General features: G+C 67.6%; 25 protein-coding genes. 5 read left to right on the top strand and 20 right to left on the bottom strand.

The annotated features are described in order from the left end of the window. Positions 1-33 precede the first annotated feature (33 nt). A complete protein-coding gene (locus tag AC5P9L_RS14270; RefSeq protein WP_005407588.1) occupies positions 34-921 on the top strand; it encodes a hypothetical protein in 888 nt (295 codons plus the stop codon). A gap of 98 nt (positions 922-1,019) precedes the next feature. Beyond that, positions 1,020-2,087: a TonB family protein gene (locus tag AC5P9L_RS14265; protein WP_099470504.1), complete on the top strand. Its 1,068-nt coding sequence runs from the start codon at positions 1,020-1,022 to the stop codon at positions 2,085-2,087. 100 nt (positions 2,088-2,187) lie between these two features. Here AC5P9L_RS14265 and AC5P9L_RS14260 read toward each other — a convergent pair whose 3' ends face one another. The 12 genes from AC5P9L_RS14260 to glnA all read right to left on the bottom strand — a co-directional run bounded on the left by AC5P9L_RS14260 (position 2,188) and on the right by glnA (position 15,089). Beyond that, complete coding sequence (locus AC5P9L_RS14260; protein WP_111197128.1) at positions 2,188-2,814, bottom strand: superoxide dismutase family protein; 627 nt, start codon at positions 2,812-2,814, stop codon at positions 2,188-2,190. 31 nt (positions 2,815-2,845) lie between these two features. After that, complete coding sequence (locus AC5P9L_RS14255; RefSeq protein WP_005407586.1) at positions 2,846-3,415, bottom strand: superoxide dismutase family protein; 570 nt, start codon at positions 3,413-3,415, stop codon at positions 2,846-2,848. 93 nt (positions 3,416-3,508) lie between these two features. Continuing rightward, the gene (ntrC, locus tag AC5P9L_RS14250; protein ID WP_049449860.1) at positions 3,509-4,957 is read right to left on the bottom strand and encodes a nitrogen regulation protein NR(I); all 1,449 of its coding nucleotides are present in this window, start codon (positions 4,955-4,957) and stop codon (positions 3,509-3,511) included. Further along, positions 4,950-6,011: a two-component system sensor histidine kinase NtrB gene (locus AC5P9L_RS14245; RefSeq protein ID WP_012478732.1), complete on the bottom strand. Its 1,062-nt coding sequence runs from the start codon at positions 6,009-6,011 to the stop codon at positions 4,950-4,952. Before AC5P9L_RS14245 ends, ntrC begins: the two co-directional genes overlap by 8 nt. Before the next feature lie 170 nt (positions 6,012-6,181). Next, complete coding sequence (locus AC5P9L_RS14240) at positions 6,182-8,227, bottom strand: TonB-dependent receptor (RefSeq protein WP_227415398.1); 2,046 nt, start codon at positions 8,225-8,227, stop codon at positions 6,182-6,184. Between the two features lie 107 nt (positions 8,228-8,334). Then, positions 8,335-8,649, bottom strand: a complete 315-nt coding sequence (locus AC5P9L_RS14235; protein ID WP_033834612.1) for a hypothetical protein — start codon at positions 8,647-8,649, stop codon at positions 8,335-8,337. Positions 8,650-8,758: 109 nt separating this feature from the next. Beyond that, positions 8,759-9,925 (bottom strand): murein transglycosylase A, encoded by a 1,167-nt coding sequence (mltA, locus tag AC5P9L_RS14230; RefSeq protein ID WP_227415397.1) that lies wholly within the window; start codon positions 9,923-9,925, stop codon positions 8,759-8,761. Positions 9,926-9,983: 58 nt separating this feature from the next. Continuing rightward, the gene (locus tag AC5P9L_RS14225) at positions 9,984-10,472 is read right to left on the bottom strand and encodes a cytochrome b (RefSeq protein WP_005407553.1); all 489 of its coding nucleotides are present in this window, start codon (positions 10,470-10,472) and stop codon (positions 9,984-9,986) included. Between the two features lie 125 nt (positions 10,473-10,597). Next, positions 10,598-11,344 (bottom strand): N-acetylmuramoyl-L-alanine amidase, encoded by a 747-nt coding sequence (locus AC5P9L_RS14220; protein WP_171968679.1) that lies wholly within the window; start codon positions 11,342-11,344, stop codon positions 10,598-10,600. A gap of 221 nt (positions 11,345-11,565) precedes the next feature. Then, entirely contained in the window at positions 11,566-12,996 is a 1,431-nt protein-coding gene (locus AC5P9L_RS14215) for an ammonium transporter (RefSeq protein WP_059033130.1), read from the bottom strand. 21 nt (positions 12,997-13,017) lie between these two features. Beyond that, positions 13,018-13,356, bottom strand: a complete 339-nt coding sequence (locus AC5P9L_RS14210; RefSeq protein WP_004134334.1) for a P-II family nitrogen regulator — start codon at positions 13,354-13,356, stop codon at positions 13,018-13,020. A gap of 323 nt (positions 13,357-13,679) precedes the next feature. Next, positions 13,680-15,089 carry a type I glutamate--ammonia ligase gene (gene glnA, locus AC5P9L_RS14205; RefSeq protein ID WP_005407550.1) on the bottom strand — a complete coding sequence of 470 codons (1,410 nt, stop codon included), beginning with the start codon at positions 15,087-15,089 and terminating at the stop codon, positions 13,680-13,682. Between the two features lie 223 nt (positions 15,090-15,312). Between glnA and AC5P9L_RS14200 the strand changes: the two genes are divergently transcribed. From AC5P9L_RS14200 to AC5P9L_RS14190, 3 genes are all read left to right on the top strand, one after another. Then, the gene (locus tag AC5P9L_RS14200; RefSeq protein WP_024956253.1) at positions 15,313-16,107 is read left to right on the top strand and encodes an undecaprenyl-diphosphate phosphatase; all 795 of its coding nucleotides are present in this window, start codon (positions 15,313-15,315) and stop codon (positions 16,105-16,107) included. Between the two features lie 73 nt (positions 16,108-16,180). After that, a complete protein-coding gene (locus tag AC5P9L_RS14195) occupies positions 16,181-17,008 on the top strand; it encodes an META and DUF4377 domain-containing protein (RefSeq protein WP_099472830.1) in 828 nt (275 codons plus the stop codon). A gap of 142 nt (positions 17,009-17,150) precedes the next feature. Continuing rightward, entirely contained in the window at positions 17,151-17,627 is a 477-nt protein-coding gene (locus AC5P9L_RS14190; RefSeq protein ID WP_043034985.1) for an META domain-containing protein, read from the top strand. Positions 17,628-17,712: 85 nt separating this feature from the next. Here AC5P9L_RS14190 and AC5P9L_RS14185 read toward each other — a convergent pair whose 3' ends face one another. The 8 genes from AC5P9L_RS14185 to AC5P9L_RS14150 form a co-directional block, all read right to left on the bottom strand. Further along, positions 17,713-18,324 (bottom strand): YbhB/YbcL family Raf kinase inhibitor-like protein, encoded by a 612-nt coding sequence (locus AC5P9L_RS14185; protein WP_005407546.1) that lies wholly within the window; start codon positions 18,322-18,324, stop codon positions 17,713-17,715. 10 nt (positions 18,325-18,334) lie between these two features. After that, a complete protein-coding gene (locus tag AC5P9L_RS14180) occupies positions 18,335-20,404 on the bottom strand; it encodes a tetratricopeptide repeat protein (protein WP_049449730.1) in 2,070 nt (689 codons plus the stop codon). A gap of 56 nt (positions 20,405-20,460) precedes the next feature. Continuing rightward, on the bottom strand, positions 20,461-21,450 hold the full coding sequence (locus AC5P9L_RS14175; protein ID WP_172711854.1) for a YheT family hydrolase: 990 nt from the start codon (positions 21,448-21,450) through the stop codon (positions 20,461-20,463). Between the two features lie 52 nt (positions 21,451-21,502). After that, positions 21,503-22,294: a lysophospholipid acyltransferase family protein gene (locus tag AC5P9L_RS14170; RefSeq protein WP_024956258.1), complete on the bottom strand. Its 792-nt coding sequence runs from the start codon at positions 22,292-22,294 to the stop codon at positions 21,503-21,505. A 120-nt stretch (positions 22,295-22,414) separates the two neighbouring features. After that, positions 22,415-22,849 carry a hotdog fold thioesterase gene (locus tag AC5P9L_RS14165; protein ID WP_005407542.1) on the bottom strand — a complete coding sequence of 145 codons (435 nt, stop codon included), beginning with the start codon at positions 22,847-22,849 and terminating at the stop codon, positions 22,415-22,417. 10 nt (positions 22,850-22,859) lie between these two features. Continuing rightward, a complete protein-coding gene (locus AC5P9L_RS14160; RefSeq protein ID WP_262101638.1) occupies positions 22,860-24,908 on the bottom strand; it encodes a phospholipase D family protein in 2,049 nt (682 codons plus the stop codon). Next, positions 24,905-25,522: a YceI family protein gene (locus AC5P9L_RS14155; protein ID WP_005407540.1), complete on the bottom strand. Its 618-nt coding sequence runs from the start codon at positions 25,520-25,522 to the stop codon at positions 24,905-24,907. Before AC5P9L_RS14155 ends, AC5P9L_RS14160 begins: the two co-directional genes overlap by 4 nt. Positions 25,523-25,526: 4 nt before the next feature. Then, positions 25,527-26,003 (bottom strand): SixA phosphatase family protein, encoded by a 477-nt coding sequence (locus AC5P9L_RS14150; protein ID WP_005407539.1) that lies wholly within the window; start codon positions 26,001-26,003, stop codon positions 25,527-25,529. Positions 26,004-26,035: the final 32 nt, after the last annotated feature.

The raw sequence follows: 26,035 nt of genomic DNA, 5'->3' as shown, positions 1-26,035 counted from the left end.
GCTGCCGCCCTGTGATGGGCCAACCGTGGAACCATGAGCAAACCCGACCCCGCGATGAATGCCCTTGGCGTGCTGGCCCTGGAACTGGCCGGCGGTGAAATCCCCCGCCAGGCGGTACTCAGCGCCGAACAGGCCGGTGAACTGGCCGATCGCGTCGGCCGCGACCTGTCCAAGCTGGTGCCGCAGGTGGCCGAGCTGGACCTGGTGTTCGCCGCCGCCCATTTCGACCCGGCCGAAGTGCTGCGCCCGGGCTGGCCGATCCACCGCCGCCTGGAAGAACTGCAGATGCGTGCCCCGGGCCGCAACCAGGGCCCGCGCCTGCTGGCCTTTGGTACCGACGCCCAGGGCGACGTGCCGCTGCCGTTCCAGGCCGACGCCAGCCTGGTGGGCGGCGGCCTGCGCGTGGTGCCGTTCCTGCTGACCGGCAGCGACGTGGCGACGACCAATGCGGTGGCCGAGGCGCTGGAAGACACGCTGCTGGCCAACGGCATGGCCCATGCCGACACCGCGTTGATGGCGCAGAACACCTTCGGTGCCCGCATCGAGCACGCGCGCTATTTCACCGTGAATGATCTGGCCGCGATGATGTCGATGCAGTACGACAACCAGGGCCTGGCCGCACTGTGGCCGCTGATCGAGACCGCGATCATGGCCCCCGGTGAAGACGAATGGCTCAACGCCGCGCCCGAGCCGCTGCTGCGTTACACGCATGGCGAAGCACGCATGGCGCTGTTCGATCCGGCCGGCTGGTGCGCGCACTACGATCACGGCAAGAACGATTGCGACCGCCTGAAGGGCATCTACGAGCAGTTCCTGATGCGCCAGCGGCAGATGGCCGCGGTGCTGGAAGCACATGGCGTGCCGGTACTGTTCGTGCACTGCGAGGCCGGCCAGGACGCGCGCGAACTGCTGGCGCGCTGATCAAGCCGCACCACGCGCCGCCAACCGGTTCGGCGGCGCGATGTGCCACCATTGCGGGCTAGTGCATGGATACTCATGCGCGATCAAGGACGAACTGCATGCTGTGTAGACTTCAATGCGCAGGGCTGACCCTGCTTGCCGCAGCCGTCTGTGGCCTTCCGATCATGGCCCAGGCAGCGGTACCGGTTGCCGCGACACCCACCTGCACAGTTGCGCCGGCCTTCGCTGCTGCCGTGGCGGAGCCCGAGGTCTATGACAGCCATATCAGCTTCAGCAACACGGTCAAGGTGCAGGTCAACGTCGATGCGCAGGGCCGCGCCCACGATGCGCGCGTGCTGAACGGCTCCCGCAACCGGGTGCTGGATGATGCAGCCCGGCAGGCGGCCCTCAGCTGGAAGTATCAGTGCACGGGCCCGGGCGGCATCGCGCAACCGGTCGTGCCTGTTCCGGAACCGGCTTGCCGGCTGGACCGCCTGAGCTGGGCGGACAACGAACCCAGGTTCTCCAGCGCAGTGCGGTCCAGCGGTTTGCGCGGCTCGGCGGAAGTCTGGTTGCGCCCGGTGGCCGGCGATCCGGCAAAAACGGAGGTGAAGATCGGCCGGAGCAGCGGGGATGCACGCATTGATGACACGCTGCTCAACGCCGCACGGAACTGGCGGCTGACCTGCCCGCCGGACGCGCCCGTGAAGCACCCCTGGATCAGCTTCACCCAGTCATTCAACTTCGAACCGCGGCGCCAGCCAGCGGCCACGGAGGCATCAGAGCCGGAGCCAGATGATGTGGTGATTGCAAATGATGCCCTGCTGGAATTCGGCACCGTCGCCGGCTTCGTCGAAGCGCTGCCGAAGATGAAGGGTGTAGATCTTGCGCCGGATCAGTCGAGTCAGCCGGGGATGACGCTCTACAACACCAGTCTTGGCGCGATCATGCGGGAAATCGAGATGACCGAGGGACGGTTGAAGCCGGTGACCATGACCCACTGGCTGGTGATGGTGCCGCCCCACCGCACGGCACCGGCCGTGGTGCGCACCTTCAAGCGCGAAGTGATCGATGCCAAGACGGGCAAGGCCCACATGCAGACCGATATCTCGATCCTGTGTGAAAGCGGCCCTGCCGAATGCGCTGAACTGCGGCGGCGACGCGACACATTGCTGCGATCCCCCTGACCGCAGCAAAGGGAGCCGAGCATCGGCTCGGCTCTACAGGAAGGGATGCAAGAAAAGCGCCGGCTTGCGCCGGCGTTTTCCATTTCCAGCAGGAGCGCGCTTACTGCGCCTTCTGGATCACCGCACACGCCAGGCGCGCGCCGGCATTGCCGGTCGGCTGGGTCTTGTAGTCATCCGCATCGGCGTGGACGATCAGGCCACGGCCGATGATGTCGAAGTCATCACCCTTGCCGATGTTGACGTTGCTCGACACCGGGCCGTCGATGGTGGCCACGCCCTTGTCGTCGGCCTTGATGTTGGGCATGTCGCCGCCGTGGTGCGGATCGGTGGCGACATTGCCGTGATCCTGCTTGCCCGGGTTGAAGTGGCCACCGGCGCTCATGCCGTCCGGGGCGCTGCAGTCGCCCTTCTCGTGGATGTGGAAGCCGTGCTCGCTGCCCGGCTTCAGGCCGCTGATCTGGCCGGTCACGTGGACCTTGCCGTCAACCACCTTGAAGGTGACGCTGCCCTTGGTCTCGTTACCCTGGGTCGGTGCCAGTTCGGCGGTGGCGGTGGCATCGGTGGCCGCTGCAGCGGCCGGCGCCGGCGTTGCGGCCGGTTCGGTGGTGGCGCCGTCGGCCGGTGCGGCCGGCGGGGTTTCAGCCTGCGGCGCGGCCGGCTGCTGGCTGCAGGCCGCCAGGCCCAGTGCAGCAATGGCTGCGAACAGCGACGTGTGGATCAAACGCATGGAATCTCTCCCTGGATGATGCCTGCAGTGATCAGCGGACAACCCGGATCACGCCACAGGCGATGCGGACGCCGGCATTGCCGGCGGGCTGGCTGCGATAGTCGTCGGCGTTGGCATGCACGACCAGTGCACGTCCGGCGATATCGGTGGCGGCGCCTCCGCCAAGGGTAACGCCCTTGAGGTGGATATCGACGTTGGCGCGGCCCTGGGCGTCGGCACGCAGATTGTCCATGTCGCCCAGGTGGTGCTTGCCGGTGCCGGCGCGGCCATGCGCAGCGCCACCGGGATTGAAGTGATTGCCGGCACTGCTGGCATCCACCGCACTGCAGTCGCCGCGCTCGTGGATGTGGAAGCCGGCCTGCTGCATCGGCTGCAGGCCACCGATCAGGCCGGTGATGTGGATACCGCCGGGCTCCACCATCAGTGCGATGCGGCCACTGACAATGCTGGCCGAGGCCGGCGCAAGATTGGCCTCGCCCTGCTTCGCTGCGCTGACCACGGTCGGCGGCGGCGGAGTAGGTTCGGTCTTTTTCGGCGCGCTGCCGCAGGCAGACAGCAGCACGGCGGCGGACAACGGCAGGATGGCAAAGGACAGACGCATCAAGGACTCCTTGCAGATGACACTAAGCGTTGCATCGTCCATGAACGATCAACAGTTCGGCAAGCGGGCGCGAGGATCGCGTGCAGGGGCCGTTCAATGGCCCCCGCGGCGGCGTCCGGCGCCCAGCTTGCGGGTAAGGGTATTGCGGCCAAGGCCCAGGCGGGCCGCGGCTTCGGCACGGCGGCCGTGGGTGATCTGCAGCGCGGCCTCCAGCAGGGCATGGTCGACCCGCTCGCGCACCTGCGCGTGCAGCCCTTCTACGCCTTCGGCCAGCTGACGGCGTGCCCATTCGGCCAGCAGCGCTTCCCACTGCCCCGGATCGGCGATGGTGGTGCTGCTGCGACGACCGCGCGTACGGTTGAGCGCGGTATCGACGTCGGCCACGCCGATGGTGTCGGCGGCCGCCAACGCCGCCATCCGCCAGCACACGTTTTCCAGTTCGCGCACGTTGCCCGGCCAGTCGTGTTCGCGCAACGCCTGCAGTGCGGCCGCGGTCAGGCGCTTCGGCGGCGTATCCAGCTTGCGCGCGGCGGCGGCCAGGAACGTACTGGCCAGCTGTGCGATGTCCTCGCGGCGCTCGCGCAGCGGTGGCAGCTGCAGGCGCACCACGTCGAGGCGGTGCAGCAGGTCGGCGCGGAACTTTCCTTGTGCAACCAGCCCTTCCAGGTCCTGGTGGGTGGCGGCGACCACGCGCACGTCGACGCGGATCAGTTCACGGCCACCGACGCGGAAGAACTCGCCCTGCGCCAGCACGCGCAGCAGCCGGGTCTGCAACGGCAGCGGCATGTCGCCGATCTCATCCAGGAACAGTGTGCCGCCATCGGCCTGCTCGAAGCGGCCGATATGGCGGCGCTGCGCGCCGGTGAAGGCGCCGGCTTCGTGACCGAACAACTCGCTTTCCAGCAGCTCGGACGGGATTGCAGCGGTATTGAGCGCGACGAAGGGCCCCTGCGCGCGCGGTGATTCGCGATGCAGCGCATTGGCCACCAGCTCCTTGCCGGTGCCGGTCTCGCCGGTGATCAGCACCGCCAGCGGTGCCTGCGCCAAGCGACCGATGGCGCGGAACAGCGCGCGCATCGGCGGGGTATCGCCCACCAGTTGCGGCGGTTGGTCGCTATGCGCTTCGGCCGCAGGTGTGGCCGCTGCCAATGCCGGTGCGACGGCCGGCAGCACCCGTTGCGCCAGTGCCACCGCATCGTCCAGATCGAACGGCTTGGACAGGAATTCATGCGCGCCACCGCGGAACGCGCCGGCCGTGCTGGCTACATCGGTATAGGCCGACATCACCACCACCGGCAGCTGCGGCAGCGCGGCCTTGAGCTTGTCCAGCAGCACCAGGCCATCGTCGCCGGGCATGCGCACATCGGTGAACAGCAGCGCCGGTGGCGGGCCTTCGCTCAACGCCTGCAGGGCGGGTGCGGCGCTGTCGAAATCGAGGACCTGGTAGCCCGCCTCGCGTAGCGCGGTGCACAGCACGAAGCGCACGGCCCGATCGTCATCGACCACCCAGATGCACTGCGGGGACGAAGAGGACTCAGACATCGCGCGGGGCCTCCTCGGCCGGGGCAGCGCCGCTGACGATCGGCAGCAGCAGAGTGAACACGGTATGGCCCGGGCGCGAGCGGTAGGTCAGCGTGCCGCGATGCTCGCGCGCCACCTGCTGGGCCAGCGCCAGGCCCAGGCCAGTGCCTTCGGCACGGCCACTGACCAAGGGCAGGAACAGGTGTTCAGCCAGTTCCTCGGGAACGCCACGGCCGTCGTCGGCGATTTCCAGGCGCAACGCCAGCGTGTGCAGCTGCTCGGCAATGCGCACGCCATGCTCCACGCGGGTACGCAGGGTGATGTTGCCGGCGCCGGCCTGGATCGCGTTGCGCACCAGGTTCCAGACCGCCTGGGTGAGGCGGTCGGCGTCACCATGGAATTCGGGAATGCTGGGGTCGTAGTCGCGCTGCAGGCGCACCGCCCAGCCGGCTTCGCTCTCGGCCAGGCGCAGCACGCGCTCCAGCGCGGCATGGATGTTCAGTTCGGCGTGGGGCGCCGCCGGGGCCGGCGACAGCAGCTGGTCGAGCAGGCCGTTGAGGCGCTCGATCTCCGAACCGATCAGTTCGATCAGCTCACGTTCGCCGGCGTCGCGCTGAGCGGCACGCCGCGCCAGCAGCTGCGCCGCGCCCTTCAACCCGGCCAGCGGATTACGCAGTTCGTGGGCCAGCCCCTTCAGCGCCGCGCTGAGCGCGCTGGGCAGCGCCTGGGTGGGATCGAGTCCTGGGAACTCATCGACCGGATGCGCCTCCAGCAGCCAGCCGCCATCGTCGCGGCGGCTCATCCAGCCCTCGGCGAAGCGCGGCGCCTCGCCGGGCACCGCCAGCGCCAGCCGGTTCAGGCGCAGGCTGTCGCGCTCGTCGCGGGCCAGGAAATGGGCCAACGCCTCGCCCTGCACTTCCAAGGCGACCAATGGCCGACCCAGCAGGCGCCGGACGCTGACGCCCAGCCAGCGGGCGAAGGCCGGATTGCAGCCGGCAATGCAGCCATCGGCCCCGGCCCAGGCCAGCGGCGTGCCCAGGGCATCGAGGGACGGCGGGGGTGCGGGGTCGGACATTGCACCAATGTAGTGCAAAACGGGGGTTCGGGGTCAGAGCCCTTTCCTCGGGGAAAGGGATCTGACCCCTTGCGCTGCGGGGTCCGGGGTCGGATCCCTTTCCGTGAGGAAAGGGCTCTGACCCCTGCCGCAGGTCGAGCAAGCTCGACCACTACCAGATGCGTGGCCGGTTACAGCTTCATGTTCAGGCCGACGAACACGCTGCGGCCCGGGGCCGGCGAGAACATCGGGCGGGCGCTGTCCCAGAAGAAGCTGTCGTACCAGGCGTAGGCGTACTGGCGGCCGGTGACGTTCTTCAGCTGCAGGTCCACGCTGAAACGCGGGGTGAGCTGATAGGCCGCACTGAGGTCGAGCACGGCGAAGCCACCGAACTTGCCGGCCACGTTGCGTTCTTCCAGGTAGTAATCGCCCTGTGCACGCGCCTGCAGGCCCAGCCGCAGCGCATCCGTGGCGCGGTAATCCACACCCAGATTGCTGATATGGCGCGGGGTGGCAGCCACTTCGCGGCCCTGCAGGGAAATGCCGGCATCGCGGTCGTCGCGGGTGATCTTCGCTTCCTGGTAGGCGTGCGAAGCCCATACCGTCCAGTCGTCGCCCAGTTGCAGGCTCAACTGCGCATCCACGCCTCGTCGGCGGGTCTTGCCCAGGGTGACCGTGGTGCCAGTGGCCGGCATGTTGGATACCTCGTTTTCCGCGTCCTGCTGCCACACCGCCAGGCGCGCCTGGGCGCCCTGGAACGGCTGGAACTTCAGGCCCAGCTCCATGCCGGTGTTGGTGGACGGCTGCATCGGTGCCTGCCCGGGGGTGAGGTAGGCCGGCGCGGTGGACCCGGTCAGTACCTGGAAGGTGCGGCCCCAGTTCGCGTAGACGTGGGTGGTCTGGCCCAGGCTGTGGATGATGCTCAGCTTGGGCTGACCGATGCTGCCGTAATCCTGCAGCCGAGCGGTGATGCCGTTCATCAGGTGCGTGCGGCCACTGAAACGGTCCACGCGGTAGGCCGGCACGATCTTCCAGGCCTCGACCGGCTGGTAGACGGCCTGCACGTAGGCACCCCAGTTGTCGAAGCTGTGGCGATCGTTGTTCTGCACCCGCGCCGGCGGCTGGCTGAAATCGGTGGGTTCGGCGTAGGCGTAGCGCTCGCGGATGTAGCCGTTGTCCTGCTGCTCGTAGTTCAGGCCGCCCTCGACAGTAAGCGCGGGGCTGGCCTGCCAGGTCAGCGTGCTGAGCAGGCCATGCTGCCGCTCGTCCCACACGCGGCGCTGGCGCGGCAGGTTGCCGGTGGGCAGGTTGCTGAAGGTCACGCGGCGGTCGTCTTCGTAGCGGTTGTAGTACAGCCGCGTGCCGAAGGTGAGTGCGTCGGACAGCTTCATATCCAGGTGCGCGGCAAGCTGGCGCATGTCGCGGTCATCACCGTCGTTGCCGTTGCGCAGCTCGCTGCCACGGCGGTGCGTGCGCAGTTCCTCGGCGGTCATGAAGCCCGGTTCGTCGGCCTCATGGTGGTAGGCGCGCGCGGTCAGGCCCACGCGCAGCCCTTCGTCCAGCGTGCCGAAGAACCACTTGCCACCCAGCGAGTACTTCCTGGAGGTGTCGTGGTCGCGATAACCATCGCTGGCCTGGGTGCCGACGAAATAGTTCTGCGCGAAGCCATTGGCTTCGCGGCCAACCGCCAGCTGTGCATCACGGGTGTTGTAGCTGCCGTAGGCCAGGCGCGCATCGGTGTAGCTGCCACCCTGGCGCGTACCGAAGTTCACGTTGCCGCCGATGTTGTGCAGGCCATAGCGCGGATCGTTGGTACCGCGCACTACTTCGATGTAGCTGATGTCCAGCGGAAACAGCATGTCGATGAAGCGCTGGTTGCCGCTGTTGACGTTGCTGGGGATGCCATCGATCAGCGTCTTGATGGCATTGAGGTAGCCCTCGCCGTTGAAGGCGCGGAAGCTGACCTTGCCCGATTCGGCACCCTGCCGCGTTTCGGTGAGCTGGATGCCGGGCATCTGCCCCAGCAGCTCCCAGCTGTGCGAGACGTTGCGGTCTTCGATCTGGTCCGCGCCGAGCACGTCCACCGAAGTCAGCACCTGGTGCGCGCTGAGCTGGCCTTCGCCATGCTGGTGCACCTGCACCTTGCCGAGGGTGAGCGCGGCATCGGCGGACTGTGCGAAAGCTTCAGGGGCGAGCGGCGCGGCCGCCAGGGCGGCCACAAGGGTGGGAGTCTTCATGGGAAGGGGCGGCTGCGGTGAAACGTAATCATATAACATTTCACATGCCCGCTTTTGCAGCGTCGAGCAAGGCTCGGCGCTACAAGGGCGGGTGCCGGGGGCTTGGATTACACCGGGTAGCCGGTGGCTTCCCGTGCCTTCTTCCAGGCGGCTTCGAATTCACGCGCGGAGATTTCGTCGTCCTCGTCGAAATCCAGGAACGACACTGGCTGGTCGGCCAGCAGGAAGCGGTCGTCGCTGTGGGCCTGCTCGTCGGCCCAGACCATCCTGGTGCCGTAGATTTCCACCTGGCGCACGATCTTCTCGCCACGGGCTTCCATCAGCACGTTGCCCTTGCCCAGGCCCGATTCGGCCCAGTGCTTGTAGTACTTCTTTGCGGCGGATTTCGCGCCGGGTTTTGCGTTGTGCTTTGCGTAGGTCATTGCAGGGGTCCTGGCCGCAGGCGCGGCCGGAAAGTTCGGAATAGCGCCATTATCAGGCATCCGGGGGTCAGAGCCCTTTCCTTTGGAAAGGGATCCGACCCCTGCTGCTTCAATTCGGCAGGGGCACGCCCTTCGGCCACAGCATCCAGATATTGCCCTTCTGCTTCATGTCGCCGGCCAGCTTGCCGGCGGCATCCCCGCTGCCCCAGTACAGGTCGGCGCGCACCTCACCGGCGATGGCGCCGCCGGTGTCCTGCGCGGCCACCGGGCGCACCACCGGGGTGCCGTCCGGGCGCGTGGTGGAGAGCCACAGCAGGCTGCCCAGCGGCACCACGCTGCGGTCCACCGCCACGCTGTAGCCGGCGGTAAGCGGCACGTTCAGCGAACCACGCGGGCCTTCCGGGCTGTCCGGGTTGCGCACGAAGAACACGTAGCTGGGGTTGCTGCGCAGCAGTTCCGGCACGCGCGCGGGATTGGCCCGTGCCCAGGCGCGGATGGCGTCCATGGTGACGTCTTCCTTCTTCAGCTGGCCCTGGTCCACCAGCCAGCGCCCGATGGCGCGGTAGGGGTGGCCATTCTGTTCCGCATAGGCCAGCCGCACCTGCTTGCCATCGGCCAGGCGCACGCGGCCGGACCCCTGGATCTGCAGCAGCTGCAGGTCCATCGGGTCGGTCAGCCACGCCAGCACCGGGGCGTTGGCGCCCTTGGACGCGATGGTGCCGGCGTCGTCATAGGGCTTGAGCACCTTGCCTTCGACGCGACCGCGCAGGCGCTTGCCCTTCAGTTCCGGGTAGAGGCTCTCCAGCTGCACCACCACCAGATCATCCGGCGTGCCGTAGACCGGTACGGTCGCCGTGGCGGTGCGGGTCAGGCTGCCGGCATAGATCGGCTCGTAGTAGCCGGTAATCAGTCCGTCGGCCTGGTGGCCACCGGCACGCAGCGCATAGACATCAAGGTCGCGCTGCAGGAACTGGCGGATCGCGGCCGGGTCCTTGTCTGATACCGCGGCGGCGGTGGTGCAGGGTTTTGCCCAGACCGCATCGTTCTTCAGGCGGGTGCAGCTGCTGCGCCAGGCAACGAAGCCGGCCTGCAGATCGCTGTTTGAGACCGCTGGCAGGGCTTTCCAGTCGACCCTGGCGTAGGTGGCCGCCGGCGGTGAGGTCGGCGTGGGCGCTTCGGAACCCGTGCGGGGAGCGGTGGTGGCGCAACCGGCGAGCACCGCCGCTGCCAACAGGGTCCAGTGCTTGCGCTTAAAGAAGGTAGCGGAATCGATCATGCCGCCATGGTGGCGGGCCGGCCGCTGGCGAGCAAGCCATGCCAGGAGTCCGCGTTCATCACCAACGCATCCGGCCCAGCACCGGATTGCCCGCCAGGTGATGCCGGGCGACGGCCGCCACGTGCAGTGCAACCAGGCCCGCCAGCACCATGCAGGCGTATTTGTGGGTGGCGTTGAATGCAGCGGTGGCCACGGGTTCGGAGAGCGGCGCGGGGATCACGACAAGATGGAACACGTCGATGTCCCGTTCCATCATCAGCACACCGGTTACCAACACGACGGTGGTTACCGCGTAGAGGGCCCAGTGCGCGATTCGTGCCACCGCCTCGCCAGGATTGTGGCGACGGCTGCCGGCGATCGCCAGGCACAGGCGCAGCACGAAGAACGGAATCAGCACCGTGGTGAGCGAGACATTGATGAAGCCGATGCCCTGCTTGAGGCCGGCCGGGGCATCGGCGAATGCCACGTAGAAGCCACTGAACGTAGCCCACAGGATGATGGCGGCAGAAAACCAGTGCAGCAGCACCTGTGTTCTGGAATAAGGCATGGCGTGTCGCTCCGGCAATCAAGCGCAGCGACCTTAGACGTTTGCCGACGCGTACTGAATCAGACACCTTGCAAATGCAGGCCGCACCGCTGCAATTCCCAACGCAGGTCACGCCCTGCCGGCGATCACGGCGTCTGCAGCAGAAGCGAATGCAGGATGCGGGCGTCCTCTGCGTCCAGCGTCATCGGCAGGTCGTCGCGGCCACGGAAGCGGCGGTGGAAGGCGGCGACGGTGGCTTCGCGGTTGTCCAGTGGATAGCCGAAGCGGGCCAGCGCATTCCACGCGTCGAAGCCTTCCGGTGCCGCGCCGTCGGCGGCGCGCGGCCACACCCCGAAGCCGGCCTCGGCCAGCTGCTGCCAAGGGAAGAAGCGGCTCGGATCCTGCTTGCGCGTCGGCGCCAGGTCGGCATGGGCGATCACCTGACGCGGCGGGATGTTCAGGCGGGTGGTGAGATCGCGCAGCAGCACGATCAGCGATTCGATCTGCGCCGCACTGAACGGGCTGCGGCCATCGTTGTCGAGCTCGATACCGATGGAAGCCGAGTTGAGATCGGTGATGGTGCCCCAGCGCCCGGCGCCGGCGTGCCAGGCGCGGCGCTCATCGGCGACCAGCTGGTAACGATGGCCATCGGCACCGACCAGGTAATGTGCACTGACCGGTCCACCGCTGTTGGCAGTGCGCAGCGTATGCAGGCTCTGCTGCGCCGACTTCTGCTCGGTGTGGTGGATGACGATGATGACCGGCGTGCGCGCGTTCTGGTTGGGTGATGGCACCCAGGTGGCGAGCGGGTTGCGGGTTTCCTGCGGCGCGGAGGCACAGGCAGCCAGCAGCAGGCAGGCCGAGAGCATCAGGACAGTGCGGATCGGGTGCATGGCCTGATTGTGCGCGATCAGGCGCGATGATGCATGTCACAAGGAAGATTCGGTTGGTCCACGCCAGGCGTGGATGCGCCACTCCGGCTGTGCCGACCAACGGTCGGCACCCACCAGAGCAGACCCAGACCCCGTGCCAAGCAAGCTTGGCACCTACCAGAACGAGGACAGTGGAAGTGCCGACCAACGGTCGGCACCCACCCCGTCCATGCACCGCTACTTCAGGCGTCGTAGGCGGATTCGCCGTGCGAAGTCACATCCAGGCCGGTGCGCTCTGCTTCCTCGGTCACGCGCAGGCCGACCACACTGCGCACCACCAGCAGGATCAGCGTGGTCACCACCGCCGACCACACCACGGTGAGGCCGACGCTGACCACCTGCACCCAGACCTGGTGCGCGATATCCAGATCCGCTTTGGTACCACCCAGCGACTGTGCACTGAACACGCCGGTAAGGATTGCGCCGACGATGCCGCCGACACCATGCACACCGAACACGTCGGCGGTGTCGTCCACTTTCAGCAGGCGCTTGAGGCCCGTGACGCCCCAGACGCAGACCACGCCGGCCACGAAACCGATCACGATCGCGCCGAGCGGACCGACGGTACCGCAGGCCGGGGTGATGCCGACCAGGCCGGCCACCGCACCCGAAGCAGCGCCCAGTGCCGATGGCTTGCCCTTGCTGATTGCTTCCACCAGCGTCCAGCCGAGCACGGCGGCGGCGGTGGCCAGCACGGTGTTGAGGAAGGCCAGCGAGGCCACGGTATCGGCGGCGGCAGCGGAACCGGCATTGAAGCCGAACCAGCCCACCCACAGCAGCATCGCGCCGATGTAGGTAAACGGTACGTTGTGCGGCTTCAGCGCGGTCTGGCCGTAGCCCAGGCGCTTGCCGACGAACCACGCGCCGACCAGGCCGGCCACGCCCGCATTGATGTGGACCACGGTGCCGCCGGCGAAGTCGATCGCACCCAGTTCACCCAGGTAGCCGCCGCCCCAGACGATATGTGCCATCGGGATGTAGCTGAGGGTGAACCACAGCGCCGAGAACAGCAGCACCGCGCGGAACTTGATGCGCTCGGCGAACGCGCCGACGATCAGTGCGGTGGTGATGCCGGCGAAGGTCGACTGGAAGGCGACGAACAGGTAGTCCGGCAGGCCCTTGATCGGCGTGTTGCCCACCGACTCCGGGGTGAAGCCCTTGAGGAAGGCGAATTCGGTGAACGAGCCGAAGAACGGATTGCCGGCGCTGAACACCGCGCTGTAGCCATAGGCCACCCACAGCAGCAGCACCAGCGAGAACACCACCAGAATCTGGCTGAGTACCGACAGCACGTTCTTCGAACGCACCAGGCCGCCGTAGAACAGGGCCAGGCCCGGCACGACCATCAGCAGCACCAGCAGGGTGGAGGTGAGCATCCAGGCCACGTCGCCATGATCATAGGCGGCGGCCGCTTCGGCCACGGCCGGCGCCGCGGCTGCCGCTGCAGGGTCCTGCAGCGGTTCAACGGCCACGCTTTCGCTCGGCAGTGGCGACACCTGCGCCTGGGCGTGGGCATTGCCCGGCCAGGCACCCGCAGCCAGCGCACTCAGCAGCATCAACAGGCACACGATATGGAACCGGGCTTGCCACCCGGTGAGAAGGCGCATCTTCATGGGGGAGTCTCCGGAAGGGGGTTACAGCGCGTCGGCACCGATTTCGCCGGTGCGGATGCGGATGACCTGTTCGACGGCGGTGACGAAGATCTTGCCGTCACCGATCTTGCCGGTGCCTGCCGACGATTGGATCGCTTCGATCACCGCATCGGCACGCTCGTCGGTGACTACGGTTTCGATCTTGATCTTGGGCAGGAAATCGACGACGTACTCGGCGCCGCGATACAGCTCGGTGTGGCCCTTCTGGCGGCCGAAGCCTTTCACTTCGGTCACGGTAATGCCCGACACGCCTGCGTCGGACAAGGCCTCGCGGACCTCGTCGAGCTTGAACGGCCGGATGATGGCGGAGATCAGTTTCATGCGCATGTCCCGATGGTGGATGGGGCCAGCACGCCAGCGCGCGTTGGCATCAGGCAACCACGGGTCATCAGGATGATGACCGTGGCTGTTGCACCGGACACGTACAGGGCCGGGACGGCCGTGCCTCTCTCCTTGCACGACCGACGCGGGAGGGAGGGCGGCCCTGGTCGCGTATCCGGTCTCTCTCTTGCCCCTGGATCAGGGGTCAGAGCCCATTCGCAAACGAACGGGATCCGACCCCGATCTGACCGCGGCTCCCCAGCCGCGAAAACGGAAGCGATGGCGGCGGGTGGGAGGGGGAAGCCCACCGCCATCGCATCCGGTCAGCTGGCGTAGTACAGCTGGTATTCCAGCGGGTGGGTGGCCGCGCGGAACTTGGTCACTTCCTGCATCTTCAGCGCGATGTAGCCGTCGATGAAGTCATCGCTCATCACGCCACCGGCCTTCAGGAACTCGCGGTCCTTGTCCAGCGCTTCCAGCGCCTGGTCCAGCGAGGAGCAGACCTGCGGGATCAGCTTCTCTTCTTCCGGCGGCAGGTCATACAGGTCCTTGTCGCTCGGTGCTCCCGGGTCGATCTGGTTCTTGATGCCGTCCAGGCCGGCCATCATCAGCGCGGTGAAGGTCAGGTAGCCCGACTGGATCGGATCCGGGAAGCGCATTTCAATGCGGCGCGCCTTCGGGTTGGACACCCACGGAATGCGGCACGAGGCCGAACGGTTGCGGGCCGAGTAGGCCAGCATCACCGGCGCTTCGAAGCCCGGCACCAGGCGCTTGTAGCTGTTGGTGCCCGAGTTGGCGAAGGCATTGATGGCCTTGGCGTGCTTGAAGATGCCGCCGATGTACCACAGCGCCAGCTGGCTCAGGCCGCCGTAGCCGTCACCGGAAAACAGGTTGGTGCCGCCCTTGGACAGCGACTGGTGCACGTGCATGCCGCTGCCGTTGTCGCCGACGATCGGCTTGGGCATGAAGGTGACGGTCTTGCCGTTGCGGTGCGCGACGTTCTTGATCACGTACTTCATGCGCAGCAGTTCGTCGGCCTTCTGCACCAGGGTGCTGAACTTGGTGCCGATCTCGCACTGGCCGGCGGTGGCCACTTCGTGGTGCTGCACTTCCACTTCGATGCCGACCTGTTCCAGGGTCTTGCACATCTCGGCGCGCAGGTCGTGCAGGGTGTCGGTCGGCGGAACCGGGAAATAGCCGCCCTTCACGCCCGGACGGTAACCGCTGTTGGCGCCGTCGTACTTGGCGCCGCTGTTCCAGGCGGCTTCTTCGGAATCGACCTTGAAGAAAGTGTTGCCCATTTCATTGGCGAAACGGACCGAGTCGAAGATGAAGAATTCCGGCTCCGGGCCGAAGAACGCGGTTTCGGCGATGCCGGAGGACTTCAGGTAGGCCTCGGCGCGCTTGGCGATGCCGCGCGGGCAACGGCCATACGGCTGCATGGTGGCCGGGTCGAGGATGTCGCAGCTGATCACGATGGTCGGATCGGCGTAGAACGGGTCGACGTAGGCGCTGGCGGTATCCGGCAGCAGCACCATGTCCGACTCGTTGATGCCCTTCCAGCCGGCGATCGAGCTGCCATCGAACATCTTGCCTTCTTCGAACAGCGACGGTTCGACGATGCTGACCGGGAAGGTCACGTGCTGCTCGACACCACGCATGTCGACAAAGCGCAGATCGACGAATTCGATCTGGTTGTCCTTGATCAGCTTCTCAACGTTTTCCACGGACATCGGTACGACCTCGGATGGGGATGAATGCCTGCTGAGGTAGAGCAACGACCGTGCCAACTTTTCAGATGCCGCAAGTCATTGATTTCATGAAGGCCGCCCCGTGCGGGTGCAGAACGCGGCGCACCAAACGAGTGCACCAACCACCAGACGCACCCGTTTGGTGCAGCGCGGATCGTCTATCCTCTCGCCCTTCTTCCTTCCGCCGCGCGTGCACGCACCGTCCATGTCCGACCTGCTCTCCGCCCTGCTGCTGGGCATCCTCGAAGGCTTGACCGAGTTCCTGCCGATCTCCAGCACCGGCCACCTGCTCATCGCCCAGCACTGGCTGGGTGCCCGTTCGGACTTCTTCAACATCGTCATCCAGGCCGGCGCCATCGTGGCCGTGGTACTGGTGTTCCGCCAGCGCCTGCTGCAGCTGGCCACCGGCTTCAACCAGCGCGGGAACCGCGAGTACGTGTTCAAGCTGGGCGCGGCGTTCCTGGTCACCGCGGTGGTCGGCCTGGTGGTACGCAAGGCCGGCTGGTCGCTGCCGGAAACGGTCAGCCCGGTGGCCTGGGCGCTGATCATCGGTGGCGTCTGGATGCTGCTGGTGGAGGCCTACACCGCGCGCCTGCCCGACCGCGACCAGGTGACCTGGACGGTGGCGATCGGCGTCGGCCTGGCGCAGGTCGTGGCCGGCGTGTTCCCCGGCACCTCGCGCTCGGCCTCGGCCATCTTCCTGGCCATGCTGCTGGGCCTGAGCCGCCGCGCGGCCGCCGCCGAGTTCGTGTTCCTGGTCGGCATTCCCACCATGTTCGCCGCCAGCGCCTACACCTTCCTGGAAATGGCCAAGGCTGGGCAGCTGGGCAGCGAGAACTGGACCGACGTGGGCGTGGCCTTCCTTGCCGCGGCCGTCACCGGCTTCGTCGTAGTGAAGTGGCTGATGGGCTACATCAAGTCGCACAGGTTCACCGCCTTCGCCATCTACCGCATCGCGCTGGGCGCGGCGCTGCTGCTGTGGCTGCCGTCCGGCAGCTGAACAGCACCGGGGCATGGCAACCCCGTTGCCGGCCCTACCCCGTTTCCCCCACGGTTCCCCAAGGAGAATCACCATGAACCGCAAGCTCACCCTGCTCCTCCCGCTGGCCCTGATGGCCGCCTGCAGCCAGACCCCGGCACCGGCCGGCACCGGCGGCGACGACGTGGCCCCGGCCGCGGCCAAGGCAGCAGACCAGCAGACGCTGGCGCACCTGGATGCGCAGCGCCTGCAGAGCCAGCACTGGCTGCTGCAGCAGGCCACCGACGCCGACGGCAAGCGCATCGACGCGCTGTTCGCCCGCGAGGACAAGCCGGTCACCCTGGACTTCGCTGATGGCCGCCTGTCGGTCAGCAACGCCTGCAACCACATGGGTGGCGGCTACACCTTGGCCGACGGCAAGCTGACGGTCAGTGCGATGGCCTCGACCATGATGGCCTGCAACGACAAGGCGCTGATGGCGCTGGACGAGGCTGTGTCGAGCCGCCTGCAGGGCGAGCTGAAGGCCGAGCAGGATGCCGATGGCAAGCTGACCCTGACCACCGCCAAGGGCGAGGTGCTGGTGTTCAACCCGGAACCGACCGCTGAAACCCGCTACGGCGGCGCAGGCGAAACCGTGTTCCTGGAAGTGGCTGCGAAGACCGAGAAGTGCTCGCACCCGCTGATCCCGGACTACCAGTGCCTGCAGGTACGCGAAGTGAAGTTCGACGACAAGGGCCTGAAGCAGGGCGAGCCGGGCAAGTTCGAGAACTTCTACGGCAACATCGAGGGTTACACCCACGAAGACGGCGTGCGCAACGTGGTGCGCGTGAAGCGCTACGAGGTGAAGAACCCGCCGGCCGATGCGCCGTCGCAGGCGTACGTGCTGGACATGGTGGTCGAGTCGGCCATCGAGAAGAAATAAAACGATGGAAGGGCGGCCGAGAGGCCGCCCTTCTTCATGGTCGGTAGGGCCGGCCGCTGGCCGGCTGCCCTGCGCGGCACTGCCAACACACGGATGCTGCCGGCCAGCGGCCGGCACTACCCGGATGCATCGGGAGATCGGCATGAAGCACGTCCCCGTCCTCATCATTGCTGCGCTGCTGGCCATGTCCGCGAATGTGGCCGCTGCCAGCACGCCCAGCACGCCCAGCACCGATCAGCTTGAAGCGCACCTGTGGCAACTGGTGCGTGCCACCAACGCGCAAGGAAAGCGCATCGACGCGTTGTTCGTCCGCGGTCGCGCGCCCTACACACTGCGCTTCCAGTCCGGTTTCATGAGCGAGTTGAACCTGTGCAACCACGTCAGCAACGAGTACCGGCTGCAGGGCAACCTGCTGATCCTGCGCAACAGCGTGCAGACCACAGCGCTATGCGTCGATCAGAGACTGCCCACGCAGCAGAAGCTCGCCGGAAAGCTGATGCACGGCGAAGGCTCGGCACCGACGCTTGCGCTTGACGACCGCGGCGCGCTGGTGCTGCGCAACGCGAGGGGCGACACCGCAGTGTTCGAACCGGCGGCGCTGCAAGCGGATGGAAGGTAGGGCCGGCCGCTGGCCGGCATCTTCCCTGTGTTGCCGCCGTTGCGTGCAGCAGCCGGCCCGCGGCCGGCTCTACCCTGTGTGCTGCTCAGCCCAGCGCCGGGTTCAACGTGTAGGTGCCGTGCAGTGCGGCTTCGGCCAGCACGTGGCCGTGCATGGCGCGGTACGCGTCGGCGGCGGTGAAGCGCTGCGGCAGGTCCAGCGACGCCACGTCCAGCGCGAATACCCGGAAGAAATAGCGGTGCATGCGCTCGTCGTTGAACGGCGGATACGGGCCGTCATAGCCCAGGTAATCACCGGCCATGTCCGGGTTGCCCGCGAACCAGCCGGTGAAGTCGTTCAGGCCCTGGCGGCTGCCGGCCGGGCCGGCGGGTGCGGGCTTGCCCTTCACCACGAAGCCGTCGCTGCAGCTGCCAGCGGCGATCTCCTGCACCGTGGCCGGGATATCGGCCATCACCCAGTGCACGAAATCGCAGCGCGGTTGGTCGCGCGGCACGCTCATGTCGCTGCGGCCAACCGTCTCCGGCACGGTCGGTACGTCCGGGTCCACGCATACCAGCAGGAACGAACGGGTGCCGGCCGGCGCCCCGCTCCAGGCCAGGTGCGGGTTGCGGTCCGGGGCGAAACCGTTGGCGTCGCCCGCGGCGAACTCACGATCGATCGGTGCGCCGTTGGTCAGGCTGTGGCTGGTCAACTGCATCGGACTCTCCTCACTCTTCGGGGTAACCCAGGCGCACCGCAACCGGGGTGAGCTGGGCGAAGGCGGCGCTCATCACGTCGCGGTAGTTGCGCCAGTGGCCGGCCGGCAGGCGCGGGGCTCCCAGCTGTGCCGCCGGCGGCATCGGCCGCTCGAACAGGCGGCCCAGCAGTTCGGCCATCGCCTGCGGATCGTTGCCGATCTGGTCGATGCGCAGCAGCACGTGCGGGTACAGGTCGTCCTCATGCAGCGTGGCGATCTGGGTCAGCGCGCGGGTCAGCCATTCACTGGCTTCGGCCAGCGACGTCATCGCCAGCGGCGCGGCGGCACCGTAGGCCACCCAGTCCAGCAGCATGTCGCGCGGGTCGCGCAGCACCAGCACCAGGCGGCCCTGCGGCAGCTGCGGGCGCAGCGCCCACAGCAGGGCGTTGTCCCACCACAGCAGCCAGTCGATCACGGTGTCGCTCTGCAGGCCACGTGCCGGCAGCTGTTCACGCCAGCGCTGCACCAGCCGCTCCGGCGTCAGCACGCCTGAGGCCAGGTCCTGCAGCGTGTTGTAGTTCTGGAACGCATCATCGGGCGGCGTGTTGGTGTAGCGGTCGCTGCGCAGCACCGGGCTGGCAGCAGCCAGGCCGGTCGCTACCCGCTCAACGCCCGAACCCGGCGGGCCCCAGAGGAAGATCGGCGCGGAGCTGGCATCGCCGTCAATGCTGCCCTTGTCCGGCCAGCTCGGCGGGGACTTGGCCTGTGGCGGCAGTGGCAAGCGCTGCGGCGCCTGGTCAGCCTGCAGCGACAGCCAGGTGCGCAGGGCGTCCTGCGGCTGCCCGGCGCGGTCCTGGATCTCGCCCATCCACGTCCGCAGGTCGGCGCGATGCTCTTCCGGCGCCAGCTCGATCAGCGCCTGCACGCGGGCCACGGCGGCGGCGGGATCGCGCTGCAGCAGGCCTTCGACCAGCCGGGTCTCGCCGCTGACGCGGCCCGGTTCCAGGCTGACGATGCGTTCGGCGATCGCTTCGGCCTGAGCATGTTCGCCGACCATGTCATGCAGGCGCAGGCGCGCCTCCAGGGCCGGCAGATGCGCGGGCATCGCCGCCATCCAGCGCTCGACCGCGGTCACGGCGCTTTCACTGCCCACCTGCTCGATGGCCAGGCGTGCCAGCCACACATCGTGCAGCTGGTCATCGGTATCCAGTACCGCATCCAGGCGCGCACGTGCTTCATCCTCGCGCCCCAGGCGCTGCCATGACATCAGCAGCAGCTGCAGCACCTGGCGGTCTTCCGGCTGCGTCTCCAGCAGCGGCAGCAGGTAGTCCAGGGCCTGCAGCGGCTGGCCATTGCGCAGCGACAGTTCACCCGCCAGGCGGCGCATCGACGGTACGTCCATCTCCGGCTGCTGCAGGGCCACCTGCATCGCTTCGGCGGCGGCCGGTACGTTGCCCTGGCGCAGTGCCAGCTGCACCACCAGCCCATGCAGCGAGGACAGCGACGGATTGAGTTCCAGCACGCGGCGGAACGACTGCTCTGCAAACGCCAGCATGTCCTTGCCCAGGTAGGCAAAGCCCAGCGCGTACAGCACGCGGGTATCGTCCGGCAGTGCCTTGCTGGCAGCCGACAGCAGCGCCAGTGCGCGGTCGGCGTCACCGCGGCGCAGTGCAACCATGCCGTCGATGGTCAGCAGTTCCGGATGGTCCGGCTCCACGCGCGCGGCCAGGGTGGAGATGCGCTGCGCTTCGTCGAAGTCATTGCGGCCGATCGCCAGGTGCGCCTGCATCAGATAGGCGGAGAACGAGTTCGGATCGAGGCCGGTGGTGCGCACCAGTGCTTCGTCGGCACCCTCGAACTGGCGCAGTGCCAGCAGCAGGCCGGCATGCTGCAGGTGCAGCTGGGCGTCGTCCGGGGCCAGCCGCAGCGCCTGCTGCAGGGCCTCCATCGCCTCCTCGGCGTTGCCCTGCTGCTGCAGCGCAAGCGCCAGCCAGCGGTGGGCGTTGGCCTGGCCGGGTTCGTCACGGGTCCACGCCTGGGCCAGCTGCACGGCCTGGTCGGCCTGGTTCTGGCGCAATGCTTGGATGATCTGGTCTTGCATGGCAGTCCGGTTCAAGTGCAAAGCCGCATTGTAGCGGGCTGCGCGCTGTCGCCGGTTCAGGCCTGCAGGACCCGCTGCAGGCGCTGGGCGACCCAGCGCTCGGAGAAGCCGTCGCCGCGCCAGTTTTCGATGAACCCGCAGTGGCCGCCCCAGCAGGCGGTTTCCAGGCGCGCCTGGCCCGGCAGCTGCCAGTTGCTGAAGGTCGCGTACGGAATCACCGGGTCATCCTGCGCCATCAGGATGTCGGCCGGTACCTGCAGGGACGACAGGCGGTCGCCGGCGATCGAGTAGCCGTCGAAATAGGCCTGCAGCGAACCGAAGCTGGTGTGGCGCTCGACCAGCCAGGCGGTCAGCGCGCGGATGTCCAGCTTCAGCACGCGGTCGTCGCAGTCGCTCAGCTCGGGGAACAGATCGCGCTTGCGGCGCAGCGAGCCGGCCCACTTGCGGCGGAAGTACCAGTCGTACATCGCCGGGCCGTTCTCGATGCTCTCCATCGTCAGCGCCGGGTCCAGCACCGGGCACACCGAGGCGACGCGCAGCAGCGGCACGCCGGCCACCGGCGCGCGCAGGGCCAGGCGCAGCACGAAGTTGCCACCCAGCGAATAACCGGCGGCCACCAGCGGCAGCTGCGGCCAGCGCTGGGCGATATCGCCCGCGGCGTGCACCACTTCATCGATGAGATTGGAGTGGAAGATGCCGGGGTTCAGGTGATGGGTGTTGCCGTGGTCGCGGAAGTTCAGCCGCACCACGTCGAAGCCCTGCTCGATCATGCGCGCGGCGGCCATGCGCATGTAGCTGGATTCGGCACTGCCTTCCCAGCCATGCAGCAGCAGCGCGATGCCCTTGGGCTCGCGGCCTTCGACATGGCTGTGCCAGCCCTGCAGGCGCACGCCATCACCACCATCGAGGATCAGCTCTTCGCTGACCGCACCGGTGGCCGCCAGCAGCAGCAGGCCGCGCTGCAGGCGCATGCGGCTGGAGCTGAGCATCGACTGCAGGTGCGGATTGCGCAGCCAGCGCGGCGGCTGATAGTCAGCCGCATGCAGCGTCGGCGTACCGGCGTCCAGGACAGGTGGCGGGATCAGGGCCACCGCAGCCTCACCCGGCGCTCATGGCCGCCACGATGCGCGCGCGCGAGGTTTCCGCGATGCGCCGACGGCCTTCCAGGTCCTGTGCACCGATCGGCGCCAGGAAGTGCACTTCCGCACGTCGCGCCGGCTCGCCGAGCAGGCGCAGGAAATTGGCAAAGAAGCTCTCGTTCGGACCGAACGCGACGATGGTCTGCGCGTCGCCCTTCGCCCCGTACACCAGGGCCACCGGCTGCACCGGCACGCCGGTCTCGACCGCGGCCTGGAAGATGCGGGCGTGGAACGGGCCCACTTCGTGACCGCCGCGGGTCCGCCCTTCCGGGAACACGCCCACGGCCTTGCCCTCGCGCAGGCGGTCGGCCATCACCTGCATCACGCCACCGAGCGATTCGGTGTTGCCACGCTGGTGGAAGATGGTCTGGCCGCGCGCGGCCAGCCAACCCACCAGCGGCCAGCTGGCGATCTCGCGCTTGGCGACGAAGCCCATCATGCGCTGGCTGTGCAGGATGCAGATATCCACCCAGCTGACATGGTTGGCCACGAACAGCACGGCACCGGGCAGCGGCGCGCCGACCTGCACCAGGCGGAAGCCGAAGATCCACATCAGCCCGCCCTGCCACCAGTTGACCACCTTGGCGCCGAAGGTCGCCTCGCCCACGCGCAGTTCGCCCCACGGCGGAAGCATGCCGATCAGGATGAGCGGCAGGAACACGATGATGTGGACCAACAGCAGCGGTACGCGGTACAGGTAACGGCACACACGCGCCACGCCGCCACGGGGGGCCGGAGTGGGGGAAGTCATCCGCGCACGATACCGGAGGGCCGTCATCGCTGCCAGCCGATTTAGGCCATAACCGCCATCGACCGGGGCAATCGGCGGGGAACGCTGGGTTCCGCTGCCGTCAACGAGCCCCAGGGGGGCTCAGCCGTGACCGGCAGCCACCACCGCCAGGGTCAGCCGCGAGATGCATACCAGGCGGCCCTGCTCGTCCTCGATGCGGATCTCCCACAGCTGGGTGCTGCGGCCGACGTGCAGCGCGCGGGCGGTGCCGGTGACCGTGCCAGAGCGCACGGCACGCACGTGGTTGGCATTGATTTCCAGGCCCACGCAGACCTGCTTGCCGGTATCCACGCACAGGTTGCCGGCGCTGCTGCCCAGGGTCTCGGCCAGCACCACCGAGGCACCGCCGTGCAGGATGCCGTAGGGCTGGCGGGTGCGCTCATCCACCGGCATGGTGGCCTGCAGCCAGTCCTCGCCGGCGGCACTGAAGACGATGCCCAGGGATTCAATCGCCGTGTTGCGGCTGAGCGCGTTGAGCTGCTCGATGGAAACGGCTTCGCGGAACACCTGGGCCATGCGGGTACCTTCAGAGGATGGGAACGAGACCGGCGCCGAATGCAGTCAGCATGCGCACCAGCAGCCACTTCGGGCCGACGTTGACTTCGGGGAAGTCGCCGACGGCGACGTAGCAGCGATGGAAATCAGGATCCTGCCGCGGCAGCGGCTGCGGGCACTCCGGGCCGGGCTTGAACTCATAGTCGGTGGCGTAGCGCCAGGGCCAGAAATCAAGGATGGGCAGCGCTTCGGAGGCCTTGCCGACGCTGTAGTTCAGCCCCGACAGCACCGGTGGCTTGGCCCGTGGCGCCACCGTCCAGGAGTTCTGTGGGTGGGTGTCACGCAGGATGCTCTGCGCCAGTTCCTCGGCAAAAACCGGGTCGTCGATGATCACCGCGCCTTCGGTGTTGTAGTTCTCGCTGCGCGGATCGAAGTTGTGGGTGCCGACCACGCCGATGCGGCGGTCGACCACCAGCGACTTGGCGTGCAGGCCCATGCGCGCGCCCTTGCGGGTGACCGGCAACGGCTTGTTGACCGCCTTGCTGCCCAGGAACGACGGCCGCGTCTCGGTGCGCAGCAGGCGCGTTTCCACCTCGCTGCCGGCGGCGCGACGGCGTGCGCGTGCGTTGTCGTAGGCACCATCGCTGTGGCGATTCAACGGGCCCTGCCTGCTGCCGGCATCCGAACCACTGCTGCTGCCACCGCGTGCGTTGCTGCCGGCAGCACTGCCACCGATCAGCGGATTGCGACCGCCTTCGTCTTTCCCCCCGGGCGCAGCGATCGGGTCGGGCAGCAGGTTGCGGTAGTCAACCGGCGCGTCCAGCGGGAACGGCTTGTATTCGAAGATGTTGAAGCCCAGTTCGCGCATGTTGCGCCGCTTGTACTTGTACGACAACGCATACACGATCGGGTTGTCGGTCGCCGCCAGGCTGTTGCTGGACACCACCACGCGCGGTGGCTGCGGGCGCTTGCGCAGTTCACGGAACAGCTTCTGCGCCGGCTTGGACAGCACCAGGTACGGCGTCTGCAGGATCACTTCCTTCTGCGCACTGGCGATCAGCGCATCCAGCTGGGGCTCGGTCACATGCTGGCCGGCCAGCGGTGCATCGGCCTTCTCGCGGCGATGCTTGCGTGGCAGATCGGCCACGTAGCGCACCGAAGCCACCGGTAGCGCGGCATCGACGAAGGAACGGGTGACGAACTCGGTGTCGTTGGCTTCGGCACTGACCCGCTGTACCCGTTCCGGGCGGCGGAAGCTGGCCGGCGGCAGCGTTGGCACGCCCTCGCGCAGCAACGTGCGGCCCACGTCGTTGAGGCGCTCGGCCGGCACGCTGCGGTGTGCGCGCCAGAACGCGTCGAAGTTGGCCGCCATCGCACGTGCTTCCGGGCCGGCGATCAGTACATCGCGGTCGCGGAAGTTGTACTCGCGGTCCCAGTCGTAATAGTCGTCCTGGTAGTTGCGGCCACCGACCACGCCGATCGCATCGTCGATCACCAGCAGCTTGTTGTGCATGCGCTGGTTGAACCGGCGGAAGCAGCACAGCACGCTGCCGGCATAGTCGAAGTAGTTCAGCCGGGCCTTGCCGAAGGTCGGGTTGTAGACCCGCAGCTGGAAGTTCTGGTGGGCGCCGGACAGGGCGCCGAGGATCTGCAGGTCGGAGATTGCCGAGAGCTGGTCGATCAGCAGCCGCACCTTCACCCCGCGCCGCGATGCGGCCAGCAGTTCGTCGATGACCAGACGGGCGCTGTCGTCCTTGTCGAAGATGTAGGTCTGCAGGTCGATGCTGCGGGTGGCGCTGCGCAGCAGGTTCAGGCGTGCGACCAGGGCGCCCTCGCCCTCATCGAGCAGGGTGGCGTAGTGGCGCGGTCGTTCCGGGGTGGATTCGGTGAACGCCCGGCCGGCCAGCGCCCGCAGCGGCGAATCCTGTGCACAGCGGTCTGCACGCTGGCAGTCGACCACGGTCGAACGTGCCTGCACGGCGATTGCCTCGGCGCGGTCGCGCTCGGCATTCGACAGCGATGCACAACCGCTGCCCAACAACACGGTTGCCAGCGCCAGTACACGCAGCAGGAGGTTCACGGTTTCGGCGCCTCGCTCAGGCGCGCACGCAATACGAAAGTCACTCGGTCACTCAAGGCAAGCTGCCAGCTGTCCATGCCATACCGGCCTCGCTGCACGGTACCGCGGCTGACGACGTCGCAATCATAGCCGGGTCGGGCGCACTCCGCCTTCTCGACCTTCAGTGTCTCGGGGTGGCTGATCCCGCGCAGGGTCAGCCGGCCGTTGATGTCGCCACCGCTCTCCACGGTTTCCGGCCAGTACGGCAGCGAGTCGAACTCGACCACCGGATGGCGGCCGGCATCGAAGAACTCCTCGCCGCGCATCCACCCGGTATAGCGCGCCTTGCCGGGGATCTCGACCGAGCGCGTGAACATCTTCAGGTGCACCTGGTGGCGGCCGTCGGAGAGGATCTCGATGCGCCCTTCGAAGTGTGGGAACAGGCCTTCGATACGCTGCCCGAAACGGGTGCGCACCTCGAAGCCGATCTGCGAACGCTGGGTATCCAGGCGCATTACCCGGTGCGCTTCGGCGACCACCGGTGGCAGGGTGGTCGGCGTGGGCACGGCCGCCCAGGCCGGGCCGAGTGCCAGCAGCGCGGGCAGCAGATAGCGGCTGCGCCGCGCCAGGCTCATCGGATCACGGCCACCAGAATGCGTTCAGGCTGGCCACGCCTGGCTCGATCGAGGCCTCGCGCGGGAAGCCGAGCACGGCGATGCCGGCCGGCGGCATGCCGCGGTAGTCGCTGCTGGTGCCCTCGGTCATCAACGCCACCAGCCGCTCCAGGCCCGGGTTGTGGCCGACGATCAGCACCCGGTCGAGATCACGCCGGTCGTCCACCAATGCCGCCAGGGTGCCGGGGGTGGCTTCGTAGATGCGGTCTTCCAGGCGCTTTTCCACGTAACCGATGGTGCCGAGCACGGCTTCCAGCGTTTCGCGGGTACGCCGCGCCGGTGAGCACAGCACGCAGTCCGGCAGCAGGTTGTTCTCCTTCAGCCACTTGCCGGCGGCTTCGGCTTCGGCGAGCCCCACCGGCGACAACGGCCGGTCGAGGTCGGCCTGGCCGGGGGTAGCCGGTTCGGCATGGGCATGGCGCAGCAGGATCAGTTCACGCATCGCGGGTTTCCATGAAGAAGAGGATGCAGCAG

The sequence above is a fragment of the Stenotrophomonas sp. YJH_SMC_64 genome (assembly GCF_059371375.1).
The sequence above is the reverse complement of the archived record's forward strand: the minus strand, read 5'-3'. Positions and strand labels throughout refer to the sequence as shown.

Bases quoted from the DNA above. Each gene is read 5' to 3' on its own strand.
- AC5P9L_RS14270 (WP_005407588.1), top strand. From the start codon at position 34: ATGAGCAAACCCGACCCCGCGATGAATGCCCTTGGCGTGCTGGCCCTG.
- AC5P9L_RS14265 (WP_099470504.1), top strand. From the start codon at position 1,020: ATGCTGTGTAGACTTCAATGCGCAGGGCTGACCCTGCTTGCCGCAGCC.
- AC5P9L_RS14260 (WP_111197128.1), bottom strand. From the start codon at position 2,814: ATGCGTTTGATCCACACGTCGCTGTTCGCAGCCATTGCTGCACTGGGC.
- AC5P9L_RS14255 (WP_005407586.1), bottom strand. From the start codon at position 3,415: ATGCGTCTGTCCTTTGCCATCCTGCCGTTGTCCGCCGCCGTGCTGCTG.
- ntrC (WP_049449860.1), bottom strand. From the start codon at position 4,957: ATGTCTGAGTCCTCTTCGTCCCCGCAGTGCATCTGGGTGGTCGATGAC.
- AC5P9L_RS14245 (WP_012478732.1), bottom strand. From the start codon at position 6,011: ATGTCCGACCCCGCACCCCCGCCGTCCCTCGATGCCCTGGGCACGCCG.
- AC5P9L_RS14240 (WP_227415398.1), bottom strand. From the start codon at position 8,227: ATGAAGACTCCCACCCTTGTGGCCGCCCTGGCGGCCGCGCCGCTCGCC.
- AC5P9L_RS14235 (WP_033834612.1), bottom strand. From the start codon at position 8,649: ATGACCTACGCAAAGCACAACGCAAAACCCGGCGCGAAATCCGCCGCA.
- mltA (WP_227415397.1), bottom strand. From the start codon at position 9,925: ATGATCGATTCCGCTACCTTCTTTAAGCGCAAGCACTGGACCCTGTTG.
- AC5P9L_RS14225 (WP_005407553.1), bottom strand. From the start codon at position 10,472: ATGCCTTATTCCAGAACACAGGTGCTGCTGCACTGGTTTTCTGCCGCC.
- AC5P9L_RS14220 (WP_171968679.1), bottom strand. From the start codon at position 11,344: ATGCACCCGATCCGCACTGTCCTGATGCTCTCGGCCTGCCTGCTGCTG.
- AC5P9L_RS14215 (WP_059033130.1), bottom strand. From the start codon at position 12,996: ATGAAGATGCGCCTTCTCACCGGGTGGCAAGCCCGGTTCCATATCGTG.
- AC5P9L_RS14210 (WP_004134334.1), bottom strand. From the start codon at position 13,356: ATGAAACTGATCTCCGCCATCATCCGGCCGTTCAAGCTCGACGAGGTC.
- glnA (WP_005407550.1), bottom strand. From the start codon at position 15,089: ATGTCCGTGGAAAACGTTGAGAAGCTGATCAAGGACAACCAGATCGAA.
- AC5P9L_RS14200 (WP_024956253.1), top strand. From the start codon at position 15,313: ATGTCCGACCTGCTCTCCGCCCTGCTGCTGGGCATCCTCGAAGGCTTG.
- AC5P9L_RS14195 (WP_099472830.1), top strand. From the start codon at position 16,181: ATGAACCGCAAGCTCACCCTGCTCCTCCCGCTGGCCCTGATGGCCGCC.
- AC5P9L_RS14190 (WP_043034985.1), top strand. From the start codon at position 17,151: ATGAAGCACGTCCCCGTCCTCATCATTGCTGCGCTGCTGGCCATGTCC.
- AC5P9L_RS14185 (WP_005407546.1), bottom strand. From the start codon at position 18,324: ATGCAGTTGACCAGCCACAGCCTGACCAACGGCGCACCGATCGATCGT.
- AC5P9L_RS14180 (WP_049449730.1), bottom strand. From the start codon at position 20,404: ATGCAAGACCAGATCATCCAAGCATTGCGCCAGAACCAGGCCGACCAG.
- AC5P9L_RS14170 (WP_024956258.1), bottom strand. From the start codon at position 22,294: ATGACTTCCCCCACTCCGGCCCCCCGTGGCGGCGTGGCGCGTGTGTGC.
- AC5P9L_RS14165 (WP_005407542.1), bottom strand. From the start codon at position 22,849: ATGGCCCAGGTGTTCCGCGAAGCCGTTTCCATCGAGCAGCTCAACGCG.
- AC5P9L_RS14155 (WP_005407540.1), bottom strand. From the start codon at position 25,522: ATGAGCCTGGCGCGGCGCAGCCGCTATCTGCTGCCCGCGCTGCTGGCA.
- AC5P9L_RS14150 (WP_005407539.1), bottom strand. From the start codon at position 26,003: ATGCGTGAACTGATCCTGCTGCGCCATGCCCATGCCGAACCGGCTACC.